This is a genomic window from Kitasatospora sp. NPDC056181, from assembly GCF_042266225.1.
Lineage (GTDB): Bacteria > Actinomycetota > Actinomycetes > Streptomycetales > Streptomycetaceae > Kitasatospora.
This window is the reverse complement of sequence record NZ_JBHJUK010000021.1, coordinates 18,808-34,823: the sequence shown is the minus strand read 5'-3', so window position 1 is coordinate 34,823 and position 16,016 is coordinate 18,808. Positions and strand designations below refer to the sequence as shown.

The window sequence follows — 16,016 nt, the reverse complement described above, 5'->3', positions numbered from 1 at the left end:
CCACCGACACACCTCGACGCCCCGGCCGTCCGCACCGGTCGCTGAAGCCACCGGCCCGGGCAGCGCGTTCGGGCCTCGCGTTCGGGCGGCCCGCTCGGGCAGCGCGTTCAGGCCGCCCGCTCGGGCAGCGCGTTCAGGCCTCGCGTTCAGGCCTCGCGTTCAGGCCCCGCGTTCAGGCCGCCCGCTCGGCCAGGAAGGCCTCCCAGGTCCGCCGGCCCGTCTCGGCGCCCGCGAGGGTCAGGTTGTCGCCGGCCCGGTAGGCGCGGCCGACCTTGCCGGGCACGCGGACCGGCAGCATCGGCCGGCTCTTGCCGCGCGCCTTCAGGTAGCCGCGGACCAGCTCGCCCATCGGGTAGACCTTCGGCCCGGCCAGGTCGGGGACGTGGCCGGCCGGGGCGTCGAGCGCCAGCTCCACGAGCCGGGCCGCCACCTCCCGCGCGTCGACCGGCTGCCAGCGGATCCCGCCCGGGGCCGGGACGACGGGCAGCCTGGCCATGCCCGCCGCCACCTTCAGCGCCAGGTCGTGGAACTGGGCGGCGCGCAGCGTGGTGTAGGGCACGCCCGAGTCGGCGACGGCCTGTTCGGCGCCCAGCTTGGCCCGGAAGTAGCCGATCGGCAGCCGGTCCGCCCCGATGACCGAGATGTAGACGAGGTGCTCCACCCCGGCCCGCCGGGCGGCGCGTACGAGGTTCCGGGTGGCGACGTCGTCGCCCTTGGCGCCGCCGGCGAGGTGCAGCACGGTCGTGACGCCGTCCAGCGCCCCGTCGATCCCCTCGTCCTTGAGCAGGTCGCCGGTCACGTACGCGACGCCGTCCCCGGCCGGGCGCGCGGTGCGGGTGAGCACCCGCACGTCCCGGCCGGCGGCGCGCAGCAGCGGGAGGACGTGGCCGCCGAGGGTTCCGGTCCCGCCGGTCACCAGGATGGGAGCGTTCGTCATGATCGTCTCCGGTTCGTCCCGGCCGGGAGTTGATCTCCCGGCCACAGCCGTTAGGTTTCGTGGTTCTGCAACTCGGTGGTTCTGCAACTCGGTGGTTCTGCAGCCATGACCCGCGGCGACGAAGGAATGTGACACGGTGGACGAGAAAGTCTTGCCGCCCGATCTCTCGGGCGGTCCCCGGGCCGATGACCGGACCGGGCGGTTCGAGGAGCACCGGCCGCATCTGCGCGCGGTGGCGTACCGGATGCTCGGCTCGATCAGCGAGGCCGAGGACGCCGTCCAGGAGGCCTGGCTGCGGTACGACCGCACCGACACGGGCGACGTGGAGAACCTCGGCGGCTGGCTGACCACCGTGGTCAGCCGGGTCTGCCTGAACCTGCTGCGCTCACGCGCGCAGCGGCGCGAGGACTCGCTGGAGTCCCGCATCCCGGACCCGCTGCTCGCCCGCGAGGGCGTGGTCGACCCGGAGCAGGAGGTGCTGCTGGCCGACTCGGTCGGGCTGGCGCTGATGGTGGTGATGGAGTCGCTGTCGCCGGCCGAGCGGGTGGCGTTCGTCCTGCACGATCTGTTCGCGGTGCCGTTCGAGGAGATCGCGCCGCTGATCGAGAAGACCGCGGCCGCCACCCGCCAGTTGGCCAGCCGGGCCCGCCGCAAGGTGCAGGGCCAGGCGCCGGCCCCCGACCGGGACCTCGCCCGGCAGCGGGTGGCCGTCGACGCGTTCTTCGCCGCGACCCGCACCGGCGACCTGGAGGCGCTGCTCGCCGTGCTCGACCCCGAGGTGGTGCTCCGTGCGGACGGCTACGCCGGCGGGACCACCCGGGGCGTCGTGCTCACCGGCGCCGCGACGGTGGCGGGCCAGGCGGTCATGTTCAGCTCGCTCGCGCCGTACGCCCGCCCCGCGCTCATCAACGGCGCCGCCGGCGTCGTGGTGATCGGTGCCGACGGCAGGCCGGTCTCGATCATGGCGTTCACCGTGGTGGACGGCACCATCGCGGCGATCGACGTGCTGACCGACCAGGAGCGGCTGGACGCGCTCGACCTGTCGGCGTTCCGGGAGTAGCGGAGCGACCGACGCCGACTGTGTACCGCCCCCGCACGACGCCCGTGCGGGGGCGGAACGACGTGTACGTCATGTGCAAGGCCCGGACCCGGCTGCTCCCGTTGTTGACGGCTAGTGGGATGATCCCACCCGCAACATCGGTGTCACTGAGACGACGCCATGCATTTTTGTTCACAGGGGGATTGAGAACACATGTCATCGATAGACCGTTCCCGCCGGAGCAACCGCGGGACGGGCCGCACCGCCGGGACCGTCCTGGCCTCCGCCACCGCCGTCCTCGCGCTGCTCGCCACCTCGGCCTGCGGCCCGGACAACAGCCCCGAAGCCGGGGACGCCGCTGCCGCCGCCTCGGCCGGGGCGTCCCTCCTGGGGCTGCCGGCCAACCTGGACGACCTGAAGAAGTGGAAGTCCGAGGACTGGGAGAAGTGGGCGAAGCAGGACGCCATCCCTGCCGCCGCCAAGGGCTTCTGGACGATCGAGAAGCTCCTGGCCGCCAAGCCGGCGACCCCGGGCAAGGCGAACCTCCCCGACCCGGGCCCGGCCTCGCAGGCCCCGGCGACCCAGGCCCCGGCCTCGCAGGCCCCCACCGCCAGCAAGGCCCCGGCCTCCCAGGCGCCGACCCAGGCCCCCACCACCAAGGCCCCGGCGACCCAGGCACCGGCCTCGCAGGCCCCGGCTTCGCAGGCGCCGACCCAGGCCCCCGCGACCAAGGCCCCCGCGAGCCAGGCCCCCGCCACCCAGGCACCGGCGACGAAGGCCCCCGCCACCAAGGCCGCGAACGACAACGGCAACGACCCCGTGCCCCAGGTGATCAAGGCCGAGGCCCTCCCGCACCCGTACAGCAAGTACGTGTTCGAAGGGCGGCTGTTCTCCGTCAACCCCGACGGCACGGGGGGCTCGTGCTCGGCCACCGTGGTCTCCGACCCGGCGCACCCGGGCAAGAGCAACCTGGTGTGGACCGCGGGCCACTGCGTGACCAGCGACGGCGCCTACGCCAAGGAGATCACGTTCATCCCGGGCTACAACAGCACGGGTGCGGCGAGCGGGAAGAAGACGCCCACCAAGGAGCAGTACGAGCCGCTCGGCGAGTTCCCGATGACCGAGGTCCTCACCACCCCGCAGTGGAAGTCCTTCAAGTCGCACCTCAGCGGCGTGGGAAGCCACTACGACTACGCCATCGTGAAGGTGGCACCCGCCGACAACGGCAAGTCCCTCGAGGAGACCGTCGGCGGTTCCGTGCCCGTCTGGTTCAACGCGCCCCGCGACCAGCTGGTCCCCACCAGCTACGGCTACCCCGCCGCGCCGCCGTTCGACGGCCAGGAGCTGAACCGCTGCGTCGGATCCACGGCCACCCGGGTCTCCTGGGACCCGGCCCGCCCGCCGCTGATCGCCATCGGCTGCACCATGACCCCGGGTTCGAGCGGCGGCGGCTGGCTCGCCCTGCGCGACGGCAAGCCCGCCCTGGTCAGTGACAACGCCGCCTGCGACTGCGAGGAGAACAACGGCGTCTGGAAGACCACCTGGATGGCCGGGCCGTACCTGGACGACCAGGCCGCGGGCATGCTGGACTTCATGTCCAAGCGGAGCTGACCCCGCACCACCGGCAACGGCCTCGCCCCCGCGGGACCGACCGACCACCGTGCCGCACGGCCGGGGTCCGGTCGGGCCGGGGGCGGGGCCGGCCGGGCCCCGCCCGGGGCCTCCCGACCGGGCGTCCTCGGGCGGGCGTCGGGCCCGCCCGGGGACGCCCCTCTCCTTCGCCGGCCGGCCGGCTACCGCCCGACCGCGCCGTCCAGCTGCTCGCGGATGATGTCGGCATGGCCGGCGTGCCGGCCGGTCTCCTCGATCATGTGGACCAGCAGCCAGCGCATCGACGGCGCCTCGGCACCGGGCCGCAGCGAGCGCACGCCCGGGCGGTCCAGGTCGCCCGCGGCGGCCGTGATCACCTCGTTGGCCCGGGCGACCGCCTCTCGGTAGGCGGCGACCGACCCGGCCACCGTCTCGTCGCCGGGCGAGGGCGCGTCGTCGTCCCAGGGCTCGACGTCCTCGCCGCGGTAGGCCCAGAGGAACCAGTTGAGTTCGACCGCGGTGAGGTGCCGGACCAGCCAGAGCAGGCTGGTGCCGGAGGCGACGCCCGGGCGGCGGGCGTCCTCGTCGCGGAGGCCGTCGGTCTTGCCGATGACGGCCTCGCGCAGGTAGTCGAGGAAGGTCAGCAGGGTGGTCGGCTCGTCGGCGTTGAGGCCGGGCGGGCGGACGTCGGAGCGCTTGCGCGCGGCGTTCTCGGTCACGCCCGCCACCCTAGTCACGCACCGCTACTGATCGACCGTCACCAGCCCTGGCCGTGCAGCCACTCGGCGAGGTGGCGGGCGCAGTCGTCGACCGACTCGCGCCAGGTGTGCGAGGCGCCGTCTCCGGCCTCGTCGCTGACGTGCTTGACCAGCCGGACGGGCAGCCCGGCCCGGTGGGCGACGGAGGCGAGCGCGTAGCCCTCCATGTCGACCAGGTCGGCGTGCTCGGCCAGCCGCTCGCGGGCCTCGGTGGAGGAGACGAAGAGGTCACCGGTGGCCAGGATCGGCCCCTCGCCCTTGCCGACCACCAGCGGGGCGCCGTAGGTGCGGCCGGTCAGCTCGAACAGGGCGGGGCTGTCCATGTCGTGCTGGATCACCTGGGTCACGGTGTGGGTGCCCTCCCAGCCGGGCCGCAGGGCGCCCGCCGTGCCGAGGTTGAGCACCTCGGAGGGGTGCTCGCCCCGGGCCAGGACGGTCGCCAGCGCGGCGGCGGCGTTGACCTTCCCTATTCCGGTGAGCAGCACCGGCAGCCGGTCGCCGAGGTGGGCGGCCTCCTCCCGGACGGCGACGACGACGAGCGGGCGGTCGGCGGAGATCGTTCCCATCAGGCGCATACCGCCATGGTACGGACGGGCGCCCGTCCGGCCGCCGAGCACACACAGAACCGGACCCCTGCCCTCCGGGTGTCCGGGGAACCGCATAGGGTGCATCCCGCGTCGACCCGATCGCCACCTGCCCCGCGCCCGGGGCGACTGGCCCCAACCGTGATCGATGACGGTGCTCGGAACCGGTGCCCGGGGGCGGTGCCCGCGGACGGCACCCGGAGATGCTCAAGATCGGCGCAAGTCGGGTGTGGCCGCGGGGAGCGACGGCCATACTGCTGGCAACGGCCGGGCCCGGACGACGGGCCGGGCCACAGGGGAGGGTGAGGCGGGTGGCGACACCAGTAGGTACGGAGGGACCGGGCGCAGTGGTGCCGGTGCGGCCGGGGGGAACCGCCGCAACCGGGGGCCGCGGCCCGGTGGCCAGGATCGGACGGGCCACCCGGACGGCACCGGGCCGGCTGCGGCTGGCCGGGGCGCTGCTGGCGGTGGTCACGCTCGCCTTCGGCACGCTCACCGCGTGGCAGGTCAACTCCCGGGCGCAGGCCGCGGAGCGGGTCGTCTCGTACAGCCAGCCGCTGAGCCAGGCCGCCGCCGACATCCACCGTTCGCTGGCCGACGCGGACACCACCGCGGCCACCGGCTTCCTGCTGGCGGGCGCCGAGCCGAAGGCCGTCCGGGAGCGCTACGAGCAGGACCTCGCCACGGCCTCCCGGCTGATCGCCGAGGCGGCGGCGCGGACCACCGCCTCCTCCCCCGCCCAGGGTTGGCTCGCCACCCTCAACCAGCAGGTGCCGGTCTACGCCGGCCTGGTGGAGAGCGCCCGGGCCGACAACCGGCAGGGCTTCCCGCTCGGCGGCGCCTACCTGCGGTACGCCTCCGACCAGATGCGCACCGTGCTGCTGCCGGCCGCCGCACAGTTGAGCGCGGCCGAGAACCAGGAGCTGGCGGACGACTACGCCGCGGCCCGGTCGGTGCCGTGGGCCGCGTACGGGCTGGGCCTGCTGGCGCTGGCGACGCTGGTCTGGGTGCAGGCGGTGCTGTTCCGGCGGACCAACCGGGTGTTCAACCTCGGCCTGCTCGGCGCCACCGCGGCCGTGCTGTCCGCGGTGCTCTGGCTGACGGTCGCCGGGACGGGCGCGAACTCCGCCCTGCGCGACAGCGAGCGCCAGGGCGCCGCCCCGCTGCGGGCGCTGAACGCCGCCCGGGTCGACGTGCTGACCGCCCGACTGGCGGAGAACCTGCACTTCGTCGCCCGCGGCTCCTCCACCAAGTACGCGGAGCTCTGGACGAAGACCACCGAGCACCTGGCCGCCACGGACGTCAGGGGCGGGCCTGCCGGCACCCTGCCGGACGCCCTGCAGCTGGCCCCGGCGGACGCCCGGGCCGCCATCACCGACGCGCAGCAGCAGTACCAGCAGTGGCGCGACCGGCACCTCGCCGCGAGCAGGCTGGAGAACGTCGAGGCCGACTACCAGGGCGCGCTGGACGCCACGGTGACGGTCAAGGAGGCGGACGTGCCAGGGACGGCCGACGCCTCGTTCAACGCCGCCGACCAGCGGCTGGCGCAGGCCGCCGCCGCCGAGCTGAGGCAGTTCGAGCAGGCGGCCGAAGGCACCGACGGGGACCTGCGCACCGCCGCCGTGGCGGTCGCGGTCCTGGCCCTGGTCGCAGCCGCCTCGGCGGTCCGCGGCCTCGGCCGGCGACTGGCCGAGTACCGGTAGAGGGGGGACGGACACGATGGGCAGGGGAACGGTACGGGCCCGGGCGGCGACGGCGGTGGCGCTGCTGGCGTCCTGCGCGGTGGTGCTCGGCGCGGGCGGACCGCAGGGCGCGGTGCTGCCGGCCGCCGCGGCGCTCCCGCCGGCGCAGGCGCCGCTGCAGGAGCAGGCCGGCAACGACTGCGACGTCTACCAGAGCGTGCCGCCGAGCAGTGAGGACGGCCCGGCGGTGAAGGCCATCAAGGCCAAGCGGAGCCTGGTGATCGGCATCGACCAGAACAGCTTCCGCTGGGGCTCCCGCAACCCCAACACCGGCCAGATCGAGGGCTTCGACATCGACCTCGCCAAGGCCGTCGGCACCGCGATCATGGGCGACCCGGACAAGGTGGTGCTCAAGGCGGTGCCCACCTCGGGCCGGATCGAGTTCATCCAGCAGGGCCGGGTCGACCTGATCGTCCGGACCATGACGATCACCTGCGACCGGCTCCAGCAGGTCGCCTTCTCCAAGCCGTACTTCAGCACCAGCCAGCGCGTCGTGGTGCCCAAGGCGTCCCCGGCGAAGACCATCGACGAGGCGGTGGACGGCAAGACCGTCTGCGCGGCGTCGAGCTCCTCGGCCGAGGACGAGCTGAAGGCCCGCCCCAAGGTCGGGAAGATCGTCTCGGTGGAGAACCACCTCGACTGCCTGGTGCTGATGCAGCTCGGCAAGGTCGACGCGACGATGACCGACGACGGCCTCGCGGCCAGCCAGGCCGCCCAGGACCAGACCGTCCGGGTGGTGGACGGCGAGGTCCGGCCCGCCGTGATGGGCATCGCGATGCTCAAGAACAGCACCGACCTGACGGCCCGGGTGAACCAGGTGCTCGCCGACTACCACGCCAACGGCGCCTGGCGGGCGGGCTACGACCGCTGGCTCAAGCCGTACATGCTCAACGACGCCGACCACTACTGGCCGGACCGGCGTTGAGCCGCGTGAAACGCCCCGTCCCGGCCTTGACGGTCCTTTGACGACCGGACCCCGTCCGGGCACGGGACCTCAGGCTAGGGTCGGGGCGGGCCGGGAGAGGGCGAAGGCCGCAGCGGCCGGGGCCGGACCGGCGCGGGCCGCAGCAGCGCGGACGTGGCCGGGGAGGACCGGGCCGGGGAAGACCAGGACAGCGAAGGAGAAACGGCGTTGGCAGCTTCGGCCGGCCCGGCACTGAGCCGGGAGGAGGTGGACCGCGCGCTGGCGCGCCTCGGCGCCGAACGCGACGCGGTCGAGTCGGCACTGCTCTCGCTCCAGGACCACGCGGGCCTGCGGCTGCTCGACGGCGCCGAGCTGGCCGGCCGCACCCGGGAGCGCTGGTCCGTCGCCGGACAGGGCCTGCCCCTGCTCTGGGCGTTGTTCGACCGCTACTCGGAGGCGCTGGCCTCGGCCCGCGCGGTCCGCGCCCGCAAGGCCAAGCCCGGCTCGGCCGAACTCGCCGAGCTGAACGAGCTGCTGACCGGCGACGCGGTCACCGTGCCCGGCGGCGCCGTCCCGGACGGACCGCAACTCCTCGGTGCGCCCGCCAAGCTGGTCGAGCGGGTCAGCCTGGACGAGCTGATGACCCGGATGAACTCCTGGTACGCCACGGTGCTGGAGGTGGTCAGCGCCGCGGACGCCGTCTGGTCCGCGCTGCCGGCCCGGATCGACCTGCTGCTGGCCGAGCTGAGCCGGGTGCGGACACTGGCCGGCTCGCTCGGCGTGCACGCCGGCGGCCACCCGCTCGGGGACGACCTGGCCGGGCTGGAGGCCGACCTGACGGAGCTGCGGAGCGAGGTGCGCAACGACCCGCTGGCCCTCTGGCGGCCGGCCCGGGTACCCGCCCAGCGCGGCACCCGCCCGGACGGCACCGCGCTGGCCACGCCGTCCGGGGTGGTCGACACCGAGCGGTTCGACCGGGCCGGGCGGGCGCTGGACGGCGTCCGGGTGGAGCTGGAGGACCTGCTGCGGCTGCGCGACGACGCCGAGGAACGGCTCCAGGGCGTCGGCGACCTGCTGCAACGGGCGGACGCCACCCTGGCCGAGGCCCGCCGGGCGCGCGGCGAGGTGCTGGCGAAGATAGCCGCCACCGAGGTGCCCGCGGTGCCCGGGCCCGCCTCGGCGCTGCGCGAACGGATCGTGCTGGCGCTGGAGTTGCGCCAGGGCGGGCAGTGGCACCGACTGGCGCCGCTGCTGGACGCGCTGGAGGACGCGGCCGCCAAGGAGCTGGCCCGGGCCCGGCAGGCACTGACCGAGGTGACCCAGCCGCTGGCCGTCCGGGCCGAGCTGCGCGGGCGGCTCGACGCGTACAAGGCGATGGCGGCCCGGCTGCGCGTCGCCGAGGACCCGGAAGTGATCGAGCGGTACGAGAAGGCGCGCTGGCTGCTCTGGAGCGCGCCGTGCGACCTGCGGGCGGCGGCCGCGGCCGTGGGCCGCTTCCAGCAGTCGCTGCGGCCGGCGGCCGAACCGCCCGGCGGGCGGCCCGGCGGCGAGCCGGTCGACGGACAGGCACGGGAACAGGGACTGGGGGGCTGAGGACGATGGGCGAGGCGTGCGTACGGCCGGACTGCACCGGCGAGGGGACGATCGACGCGGACGGCTACTGCACCGAGTGCGGGCTCGCACCGGCGGGCACGGTGTCCGTCGCGACGGGGCCGGTGACCGGGACGGCGACGGGTCCGGCGACCGGGACGGCCGCCCCCGCGGGCGCCGCGGGCCCCGGCTCGCCCTGCCCGCGCGACTGCGCCGGCACGATCGACGACGACGGCTACTGCGACGAGTGCGGCCTCGCCGCCCCCGGCGGCGACACCGGGCTCACCCAGCCGTACGTCCCCTCCGCCCGGGTCTCCCCGGACTCGGCGCGCTCCACCCGGACCGGCTCGTCCCGCACGATGTCCGGCCGCTCCCGCTCGCACCGCTCCACCCGGACCGGCAGCGGCCGTTCGGTGTCGGTGCGCAGCAGCCGCGGCAGCGTCAGCGCGGGCACCCGCCACCGGCTCGGCGCCGGCCTGGTGACGGTGCCGACCGTCCCGTCGGCCGACCCCGCGCAGGCGGTGCTGGTCAACCCGGAGGTGCCGGAGCGCAAGCGGTTCTGCTCCAAGTGCGACGCCCCGGTGGGCCGGGAGAAGAACGGCCAGCCGGGCCGTCCGGACGGCTTCTGCACCAAGTGCGGCACGCCGTACTCGTTCACGCCCAAGCTGCGCCGCGGGGATCTCGTCGGCGGCCAGTACGAGGTGGTGGGCTGCCTGGCGCACGGCGGGCTCGGCTGGATCTACCTGGCGGTGGACCGGCGGGTCAACGACAAGTGGGTGGTCCTGAAGGGCCTGCTGGACACCGGCGACGAGGACGCGCTGGCGGTGGCCGTCGCCGAGCGGCGGTTCCTCGCCGAGGTGGACCACCCCAGCATCGTCCGCATCATCAACTTCGCCGAGCACCCGGACCTGCGCACCGGCGCCACCGACGGCTACATCGTGATGGAGTACGTCGGCGGCAAGTCGCTCAAGGACATCGCCAACGAGCGCCGCACACCGGACGGCCGGCGCGAGCCGCTGCCGGTGGAGCAGGCGATCGCGTACGCGCTGGAGGCGCTGCCCGCGCTCGGGTACCTGCACGGCCGGGGCCTGGTCTACTGCGACTTCAAGATCGACAACGTGATCCAGAGCGGCGACGCGCTCAAGATCATCGACATGGGTGCCGTCCGCCGCCTCGACGACGACGGCCCGATCTACGGCACCATCGGCTACCAGGCGCCCGAGATCGCCACCGACGGCCCCTCCCCCGCCTCCGACCTCTACACCGTCGCCCGCACCCTGGCCGTCCTCACCTTCGACTTCCAGGGCTACAGCACCACCTACCGCGACTCCCTGCCCGGCCCCGAGTCCGTCCCGGTCCTCGCCGCCTACGAGTCGTACTACCGCTTCCTGGTCCGCGCCACCGACCCGGACCCGGCCCGCCGGTTCGCCTCCGCCGAGGAGATGGCCGACCAGCTCACCGGCGTGCTGCGGGAGATCCTCGCGCTCCAGGACGGCCGGCCGCGGCCCTCGCTCTCCACCCTGTTCGGCCCGGAGCTGCGGGTGGTCGACACCGAGGTGGTGCAGCCGCCCGTACGGCCCGGGGAGCTGCGGGTCACCGCGCTGGACCCGGCCGCCGCCGCGCTCGCGCTGCCCGTCCCCCGGGTCGACCCGGCCGACCCGAACGCCGGCTTCCTCGCCACCCTGCTCGCCGCCGACCCGGAGGAGGCCCTCACCGCGCTGGCCGGGGCGCCCGCCGACTCCGTCGAGCGCCGGCTGCGCGAGCTGCGCGCCCACCTCGAACTCGGCCGCCACGCCACGGCCGGGGAGGCGCTGGCCTCGCTGGAGAAGAACCACCCCGACGACTGGCGGGTCGTCTGGTACCGCGGCCTGACCGCCCTGGTCGGCGCCGCGGCCGCGGCCGCTGACGAGGCGGACGCCGACGGGTCCACGGGTGACGGAACGACCGGTGACGGAACGGCCGGCGAGGGGACGACGGGTGCCGAGCGGCCCCGCGAGGCCGGGCTGCGCGCCGCCGCCGAGGCCTTCGACGCCGTCTACGACGCGTTCCCCGGCGAGAGCGCCCCGAAGCTGGCCCTGGCCATCTGCGCCGAGCTCCTCGGCGACGGCGGCGACGCGGCCGAGTTCTACCGCCTGGTGTGGAGCACCGACCACGCCTACCTGAGCGCCGCCTTCGGGCTGGCCCGGGTCCGCCTCGCCGACGGCGACCGGGCCGGCGCGGTCGCCTCGCTGGAGTCCGTCCCGGCCACCTCCAGCCAGTTCACCGCCGCCCGGATCGCCGCCGTCCGGGCCCGGCTGCGCGAACGGCCCGCCACGGACCCGCTCGGCGCCGACCTCGGCGCCGGCTCCGAGCAGCTGACCGCGCTGCGCCTGGACGACCGCCGCCGCGAGGAGCTCTCCGTCGAGGTGCTCAGCGCCGCCCTCGGCTGGGTCACGGCGGGCTCGGCGGGCGCCGAGGACCCCGGCCGGACCACCGTGCTGGGACGACCGGCGGCCGAACGGGAACTGCGGTTCGCACTGGAGCAGTCCTACCGGGTACTCGCCCGGTTGGCCGACCGGGCCGAGACCAGGATCGAGATGGTGGAGCGGGCCAACCGTGCCCGCCCCAGAACGTGGGTGTGACCAATGCCGCAGCAGACCGTGTGCCAGAGCTGTTCCGAGCCGCTGGACCCGGAGGACGTCTATTGCGGCTCCTGCGGGGCCGGCCGGGACGGCAGGCCGGCCCCGGGCGCGATGCCCGCCAGCTGGTCCGCCGACCGCCCGCCGAGCGCGCCCGACACGCCCGTCGTCCCCGCCCAGGCCGGGCCCGGCTGCGTCCACTGCGGCCTGCCCCAGGTCTCCGCCGACGGCTACTGCGAGGCCTGCGGCGGCGCCCAGCCGCGCCCGCGCGACCACATGGAGAAGTCGCTGGCCGGTGTCGCCGGCGTCAGCGACCGCGGCGTGCGCCACCACCGCAACGAGGACTCGTTCACCGTCGCCGCCTCCTCGCTGCCCGGCGGCGAGCCGGTCGTGGTCGCCGTGGTCTGCGACGGGGTCTCCTCCTCCGACCGGCCCGACCAGGCCTCCGAGACCGCCGTCGACGCCGCCTCCGAGTCGCTGCTGACCGCGCTGGAGGCCGGCCAGGAGCCCAACGCGGCGATGCGCCGGGCGGTCGCGGACGCGGCCGCCGCCGTCGCCGCCCTCGCCGGGGACGGCACCTCGCCGCACCGGCCCGACGTCAACGCGCCCGCCTGCACCTTCGTCAGCGCGATCGCCGCCGCCGGCCGGGTCACCATCGGCTGGGTCGGCGACACCCGGGCGTACTGGATCCCGGACGACCGGGTCGCCGCCGAGCCCTTCCGGCTCACCCAGGACGACTCCTGGGCCGCCCGGATGGTCGAGGCCGGACTGATGGGCGAGGCCGAGGCCTACGCCGACCCGCGCGCCCACGCCATCACCGGCTGGCTCGGCGCGGACGCCGAGGAGGTCGTCCCGCACACCCTGGACTTCACCCCGCACGTCCCCGGCGTCCTACTGGTCTGCACCGACGGCCTGTGGAACTACGCCGAGGCCGCCACCGACCTCGCCCACTACGTCCGCCAGGACGCCCGGGCCGAGCCGCTCGCGGCCGCCCAGACCCTGGTGCGGTTCGCGGTCGCGGCCGGCGGACACGACAACATCACCGTCGCCGTGCTGCCGATCGACCCGCCCACCGGGCTGGCCGGCGCCGCACGCGCGGACGCCTCGGCGGACGAGGACGCCCGCACCGCCACCGCGCTCGACCTGCCGGTGATCCGGCCGGCCGGGGGCACGCCGGGCGGGGCCGACGACGCCGACGACGAGGACCACGACCCGACGCTGCCGGACCTGCCGGTGATCGGCTCGCCCGCCGCACCGCTGCCGCCCGCGCCCCCGGCCCCGCCCGCGCCGCCGACCGTGCCGCCGCAGCCGCCGCACCCGCCGGTGGGCTGACGCCCGCCCGCACCCCACCGACCGTACGCACCAACCGACCACCCGACGGGAGCCACCGGCCCATGGCAACACTGGCTAAGCCGAACCTGCCCAGGTTCGACGTGGAGATCTTCCAGAACGAGTTCCTCGCCGACGGCGCCCGCGAGGTGAACGCCATCGTCACCGTCACCGCGACCGGCGGCGGCACCTCCGGCGGCCGTCCGCTCGGGGTGTCCGACGCGGGCCCGCTGGGCGCGGACGCGCAGTCCGCCGCCGTGGTGATCATGGTGGACTGCTCCGGCTCGATGGACTACCCGTCCAGCAAGATGCGCGGCGCCCGCGAGGCGACCGCCGCCGCCATCGACACCGTCCGCGACGGCGTCGCCTTCGCGGTCGTCGCCGGCACCCACGAGGCCAAGGACGTCTACCCCGGCGACGGCACCCTCGCCGTCGCCTCGGACGCCACCCGTGCCCAGGCCAAGGAGTCGCTGCGCCGCCTCACCGCGGCCGGCGGCACCGCCATGGGCACCTGGCTGGCCAAGGCGGACAAGCTCTTCCTGACCCGCCGCGACATCGCCATCCGGCACGCGATCCTGCTCACCGACGGCAACAACGAGCACGAGAACGCGGCCGACCTCGACCGCGCCATCGAGCGGGCGTCCGGCCACTTCACCGCCGACTGCCGCGGCGTCGGCACCGACTGGCGGGTCGACGAGCTGCGGAAGATCTCCTCCGCGCTGCTCGGCACCGTCGACATCGTCGCGGAACCGTCCGGCCTCGCCGACGACTTCCGCGCCATGATGGAGGGCGCGATGGGCAAGCAGGTCGCCGACGTCGCGCTGCGGATCTGGACGCCCGCCAACGCGGTGGTGAAGTTCGTCAAGCAGGTCGCCCCCGCGGTCGAGGACCTCACCGGCCGCCGCACCGAGGCCGGCCCGCGGGCCGGCGACTACCCCACCGGCTCCTGGGGCGACGAGAGCCGCGACTACCACGTCTGCGTGGAGGTCCCCGCCGCCGCCGTCGGCAACGAGATGCTGGCCGCCCGGGTCAGCCTCGTCCTGCCGCCGCAGACCGGCAGCACCCCCGAGGTGCTCTCCCAGGGCCTGGTCAAGGCGGTCTGGACCGACGACCTGGCCTCCTCCACCCGGATCAGCCCGCAGGTCGCCCACTACACCGGGCAGGCCGAGCTGGCCTCGTCCATCCAGGAGGGTCTGGAGGCGCACCGGGCCGGGGACGTCGACCGCGCGACCGCCAAGCTCGGCGCCGCCGTCCGGATCGCACACGCGACCGGCAACGACGGCACGTTCAAGCTGCTGCAGAAGGTGGTGGACGTGGTCGACCCGAAGGAGGGTACGGTTCGGTTCCGTAAGAACGTGAGCGAGGCCGACTCGATGACCCTCGAGACCCGGTCGACCAAGACCGTCCGTGTGAAGAAGTGACCGCTGAAGAACTCCGACCGGGCCGGGGCCCGGCCGGACGCTGCCCCAGCTGGCTGGAATTGAGGGGGACCTGATGCCGATCTGCCCGAGGGGGCATGAGTCGCAGGCCGAGGACTGGTGCGACTTCTGCGGCTTCCCGATGACACCGCCACCGCCGCTCCCGCCGCCACCGGGCGCGCTCCCGGGCACGCCGGGCGCGCCGGGCGCACCGGGCCACGGCCCGCACGGCGGCCACCCGGGCCACCCCGGCCAGCCCGTGCACGGCGGGGCGCCGTTCGGCGGGCCGGTTCCCGGTGCGGTCCCGCCGGGCGCCGTGCCGCCGCCGGGTGCACCGCCGGCCGGCCAGGGCTTCCCGGACCTCACCGAGGGCCTGGTGCTCTGCCCGATCTGCCGCAGCCCGCAGACCGGGCGGTTCTGCGAGGAGTGCGGGTACGACTACGACCTCTCCACTCCCTCGCGCCGGCAGCCCCCGGCCGCCGGTGCCCCGGTGCCCGGACCCGCCCCCGCGCCCGCCCCGCTCAACATCCCGGCGGCGTACGGCGGCCCGCAGCCGGCCGAGCAGCCGTTCCCGCAGCCGCCGCAGCACGCCCAGCCGCACGCCCAGCAGGTGCAGCCGGCCCAGGCGGGCGGCGCGCCGTCCGGCTACGGCTACCCGCCCGCTGCGCCCGCCAACGGGCAGGCCCCCCACCAGGAGGCCGGGTACCCCGCCGGCCCCGCATACCCGGAGCCGGCGTACCCGGAGCCCGGCTACCCGGAGCCCGCGTACCCGGAGCCCGCGCCGCGCGAGGACTCCGGCCCGGTCTACGCCCAGCCCGGTCCGACCGGCCGCGGTGGGGAGTTCGGCACCTCGTTCAACCTGGCCCCGCCGGTTCCCCCGCAGGCCCAGCAGCACCAGCAGCAGCCGCAGGCCCAGCCCCAGCCCGGCCCGCCCGGCCAGCCGGCCCAGCAGCCGGAGCCGGTCCGCACCAACTGGATCGCCGTGGTCTCCGCCGACCGCGACTACTTCACCGACATGATGGCCCGCAGCGGCCCGGAGGCGGCGGGCCTGTTCTTCCCGCCGTACTGCCCCGAGCGGCGCATCCCGCTGACCGGCCGCGGGCAGCTGCGGATCGGCCGGCGCAGCCAGCACCGCGGCACCGTGCCGGAGATCGACCTCTCCGTCCCGCCGGAGGACCCGGGCGCCTCGCACCAGCACGCGCTGCTGGCCGAACAGGCCGACGGCAGCTGGGTGCTGGTCGACCAGGACTCCACCAACGGCACCACGGTGAACGGCGGCGGCGAACCGATCACCCCGCACACCGCGATCCCGCTGAACGACGGCGACCGGATCCACGTCGGGGCGTGGACCACCATCACCCTGCACCGAGCCTGAGGGCGGCCGCAGCGACGGGCCGGGGGGGGGGGGGGGGGCCCCCCCCCGCCCCCCCCCCCCGCCCGCCGCCCCGAGGGCCCGCCAAAAAAAGGCAGGGTAAAACCCCCCACCCCCCCCGCCCGCCAAGGGAAA

The 16,016-nt window shown here is 75.4% G+C and carries 12 protein-coding genes; 9 read left to right on the top strand and 3 right to left on the bottom strand.

Features of this window, described 5'->3' with window-relative positions:
• Positions 1 to 172: 172 nt before the first annotated feature.
• The gene (locus tag ACFC1F_RS11490) at positions 173 to 937 is read right to left on the bottom strand and encodes an SDR family oxidoreductase (RefSeq protein WP_376157334.1); all 765 of its coding nucleotides are present in this window, start codon (positions 935 to 937) and stop codon (positions 173 to 175) included.
• A 151-nt stretch (positions 938 to 1,088) separates the two neighbouring features.
• Between ACFC1F_RS11490 and ACFC1F_RS11485 the strand changes: the two genes are divergently transcribed.
• Positions 1,089 to 1,997 carry a sigma-70 family RNA polymerase sigma factor gene (locus ACFC1F_RS11485; RefSeq protein WP_376157395.1) on the top strand — a complete coding sequence of 303 codons (909 nt, stop codon included), beginning with the start codon at positions 1,089 to 1,091 and terminating at the stop codon, positions 1,995 to 1,997.
• A gap of 192 nt (positions 1,998 to 2,189) precedes the next feature.
• Positions 2,190 to 3,587: a hypothetical protein gene (locus ACFC1F_RS11480; RefSeq protein ID WP_376157333.1), complete on the top strand. Its 1,398-nt coding sequence runs from the start codon at positions 2,190 to 2,192 to the stop codon at positions 3,585 to 3,587.
• 182 nt (positions 3,588 to 3,769) lie between these two features.
• Here ACFC1F_RS11480 and ACFC1F_RS11475 read toward each other — a convergent pair whose 3' ends face one another.
• Both ACFC1F_RS11475 and ACFC1F_RS11470 read right to left on the bottom strand, forming a co-directional pair.
• The gene (locus tag ACFC1F_RS11475) at positions 3,770 to 4,285 is read right to left on the bottom strand and encodes a DinB family protein (protein WP_376157332.1); all 516 of its coding nucleotides are present in this window, start codon (positions 4,283 to 4,285) and stop codon (positions 3,770 to 3,772) included.
• A 38-nt stretch (positions 4,286 to 4,323) separates the two neighbouring features.
• Positions 4,324 to 4,899 (bottom strand): nucleosidase, encoded by a 576-nt coding sequence (locus ACFC1F_RS11470; protein ID WP_376157331.1) that lies wholly within the window; start codon positions 4,897 to 4,899, stop codon positions 4,324 to 4,326.
• Between the two features lie 407 nt (positions 4,900 to 5,306).
• On the opposite strand from ACFC1F_RS11470, the gene ACFC1F_RS11465 reads away from it, so the two are divergent.
• The 7 genes from ACFC1F_RS11465 to ACFC1F_RS11435 all read left to right on the top strand — a co-directional run bounded on the left by ACFC1F_RS11465 (position 5,307) and on the right by ACFC1F_RS11435 (position 15,884).
• Positions 5,307 to 6,611, top strand: coding sequence for a hypothetical protein (locus ACFC1F_RS11465; protein WP_376157329.1), 1,305 nt, complete (start codon positions 5,307 to 5,309; stop codon positions 6,609 to 6,611).
• A gap of 16 nt (positions 6,612 to 6,627) precedes the next feature.
• Complete coding sequence (locus ACFC1F_RS11460; protein ID WP_209411616.1) at positions 6,628 to 7,575, top strand: glutamate ABC transporter substrate-binding protein; 948 nt, start codon at positions 6,628 to 6,630, stop codon at positions 7,573 to 7,575.
• Positions 7,576 to 7,782: 207 nt separating this feature from the next.
• Positions 7,783 to 9,147 carry a hypothetical protein gene (locus ACFC1F_RS11455; RefSeq protein WP_376157328.1) on the top strand — a complete coding sequence of 455 codons (1,365 nt, stop codon included), beginning with the start codon at positions 7,783 to 7,785 and terminating at the stop codon, positions 9,145 to 9,147.
• 5 nt (positions 9,148 to 9,152) lie between these two features.
• Positions 9,153 to 11,765, top strand: coding sequence for a tetratricopeptide repeat protein (locus ACFC1F_RS11450; protein WP_376157326.1), 2,613 nt, complete (start codon positions 9,153 to 9,155; stop codon positions 11,763 to 11,765).
• A gap of 3 nt (positions 11,766 to 11,768) precedes the next feature.
• Complete coding sequence (locus tag ACFC1F_RS11445) at positions 11,769 to 13,094, top strand: PP2C family protein-serine/threonine phosphatase (protein WP_376157325.1); 1,326 nt, start codon at positions 11,769 to 11,771, stop codon at positions 13,092 to 13,094.
• Between the two features lie 62 nt (positions 13,095 to 13,156).
• Entirely contained in the window at positions 13,157 to 14,512 is a 1,356-nt protein-coding gene (locus ACFC1F_RS11440; RefSeq protein ID WP_209411614.1) for a VWA domain-containing protein, read from the top strand.
• A 73-nt stretch (positions 14,513 to 14,585) separates the two neighbouring features.
• A complete protein-coding gene (locus ACFC1F_RS11435) occupies positions 14,586 to 15,884 on the top strand; it encodes an FHA domain-containing protein (protein ID WP_376157323.1) in 1,299 nt (432 codons plus the stop codon).
• The last annotated feature ends 132 nt before the right edge of the window (positions 15,885 to 16,016 follow it).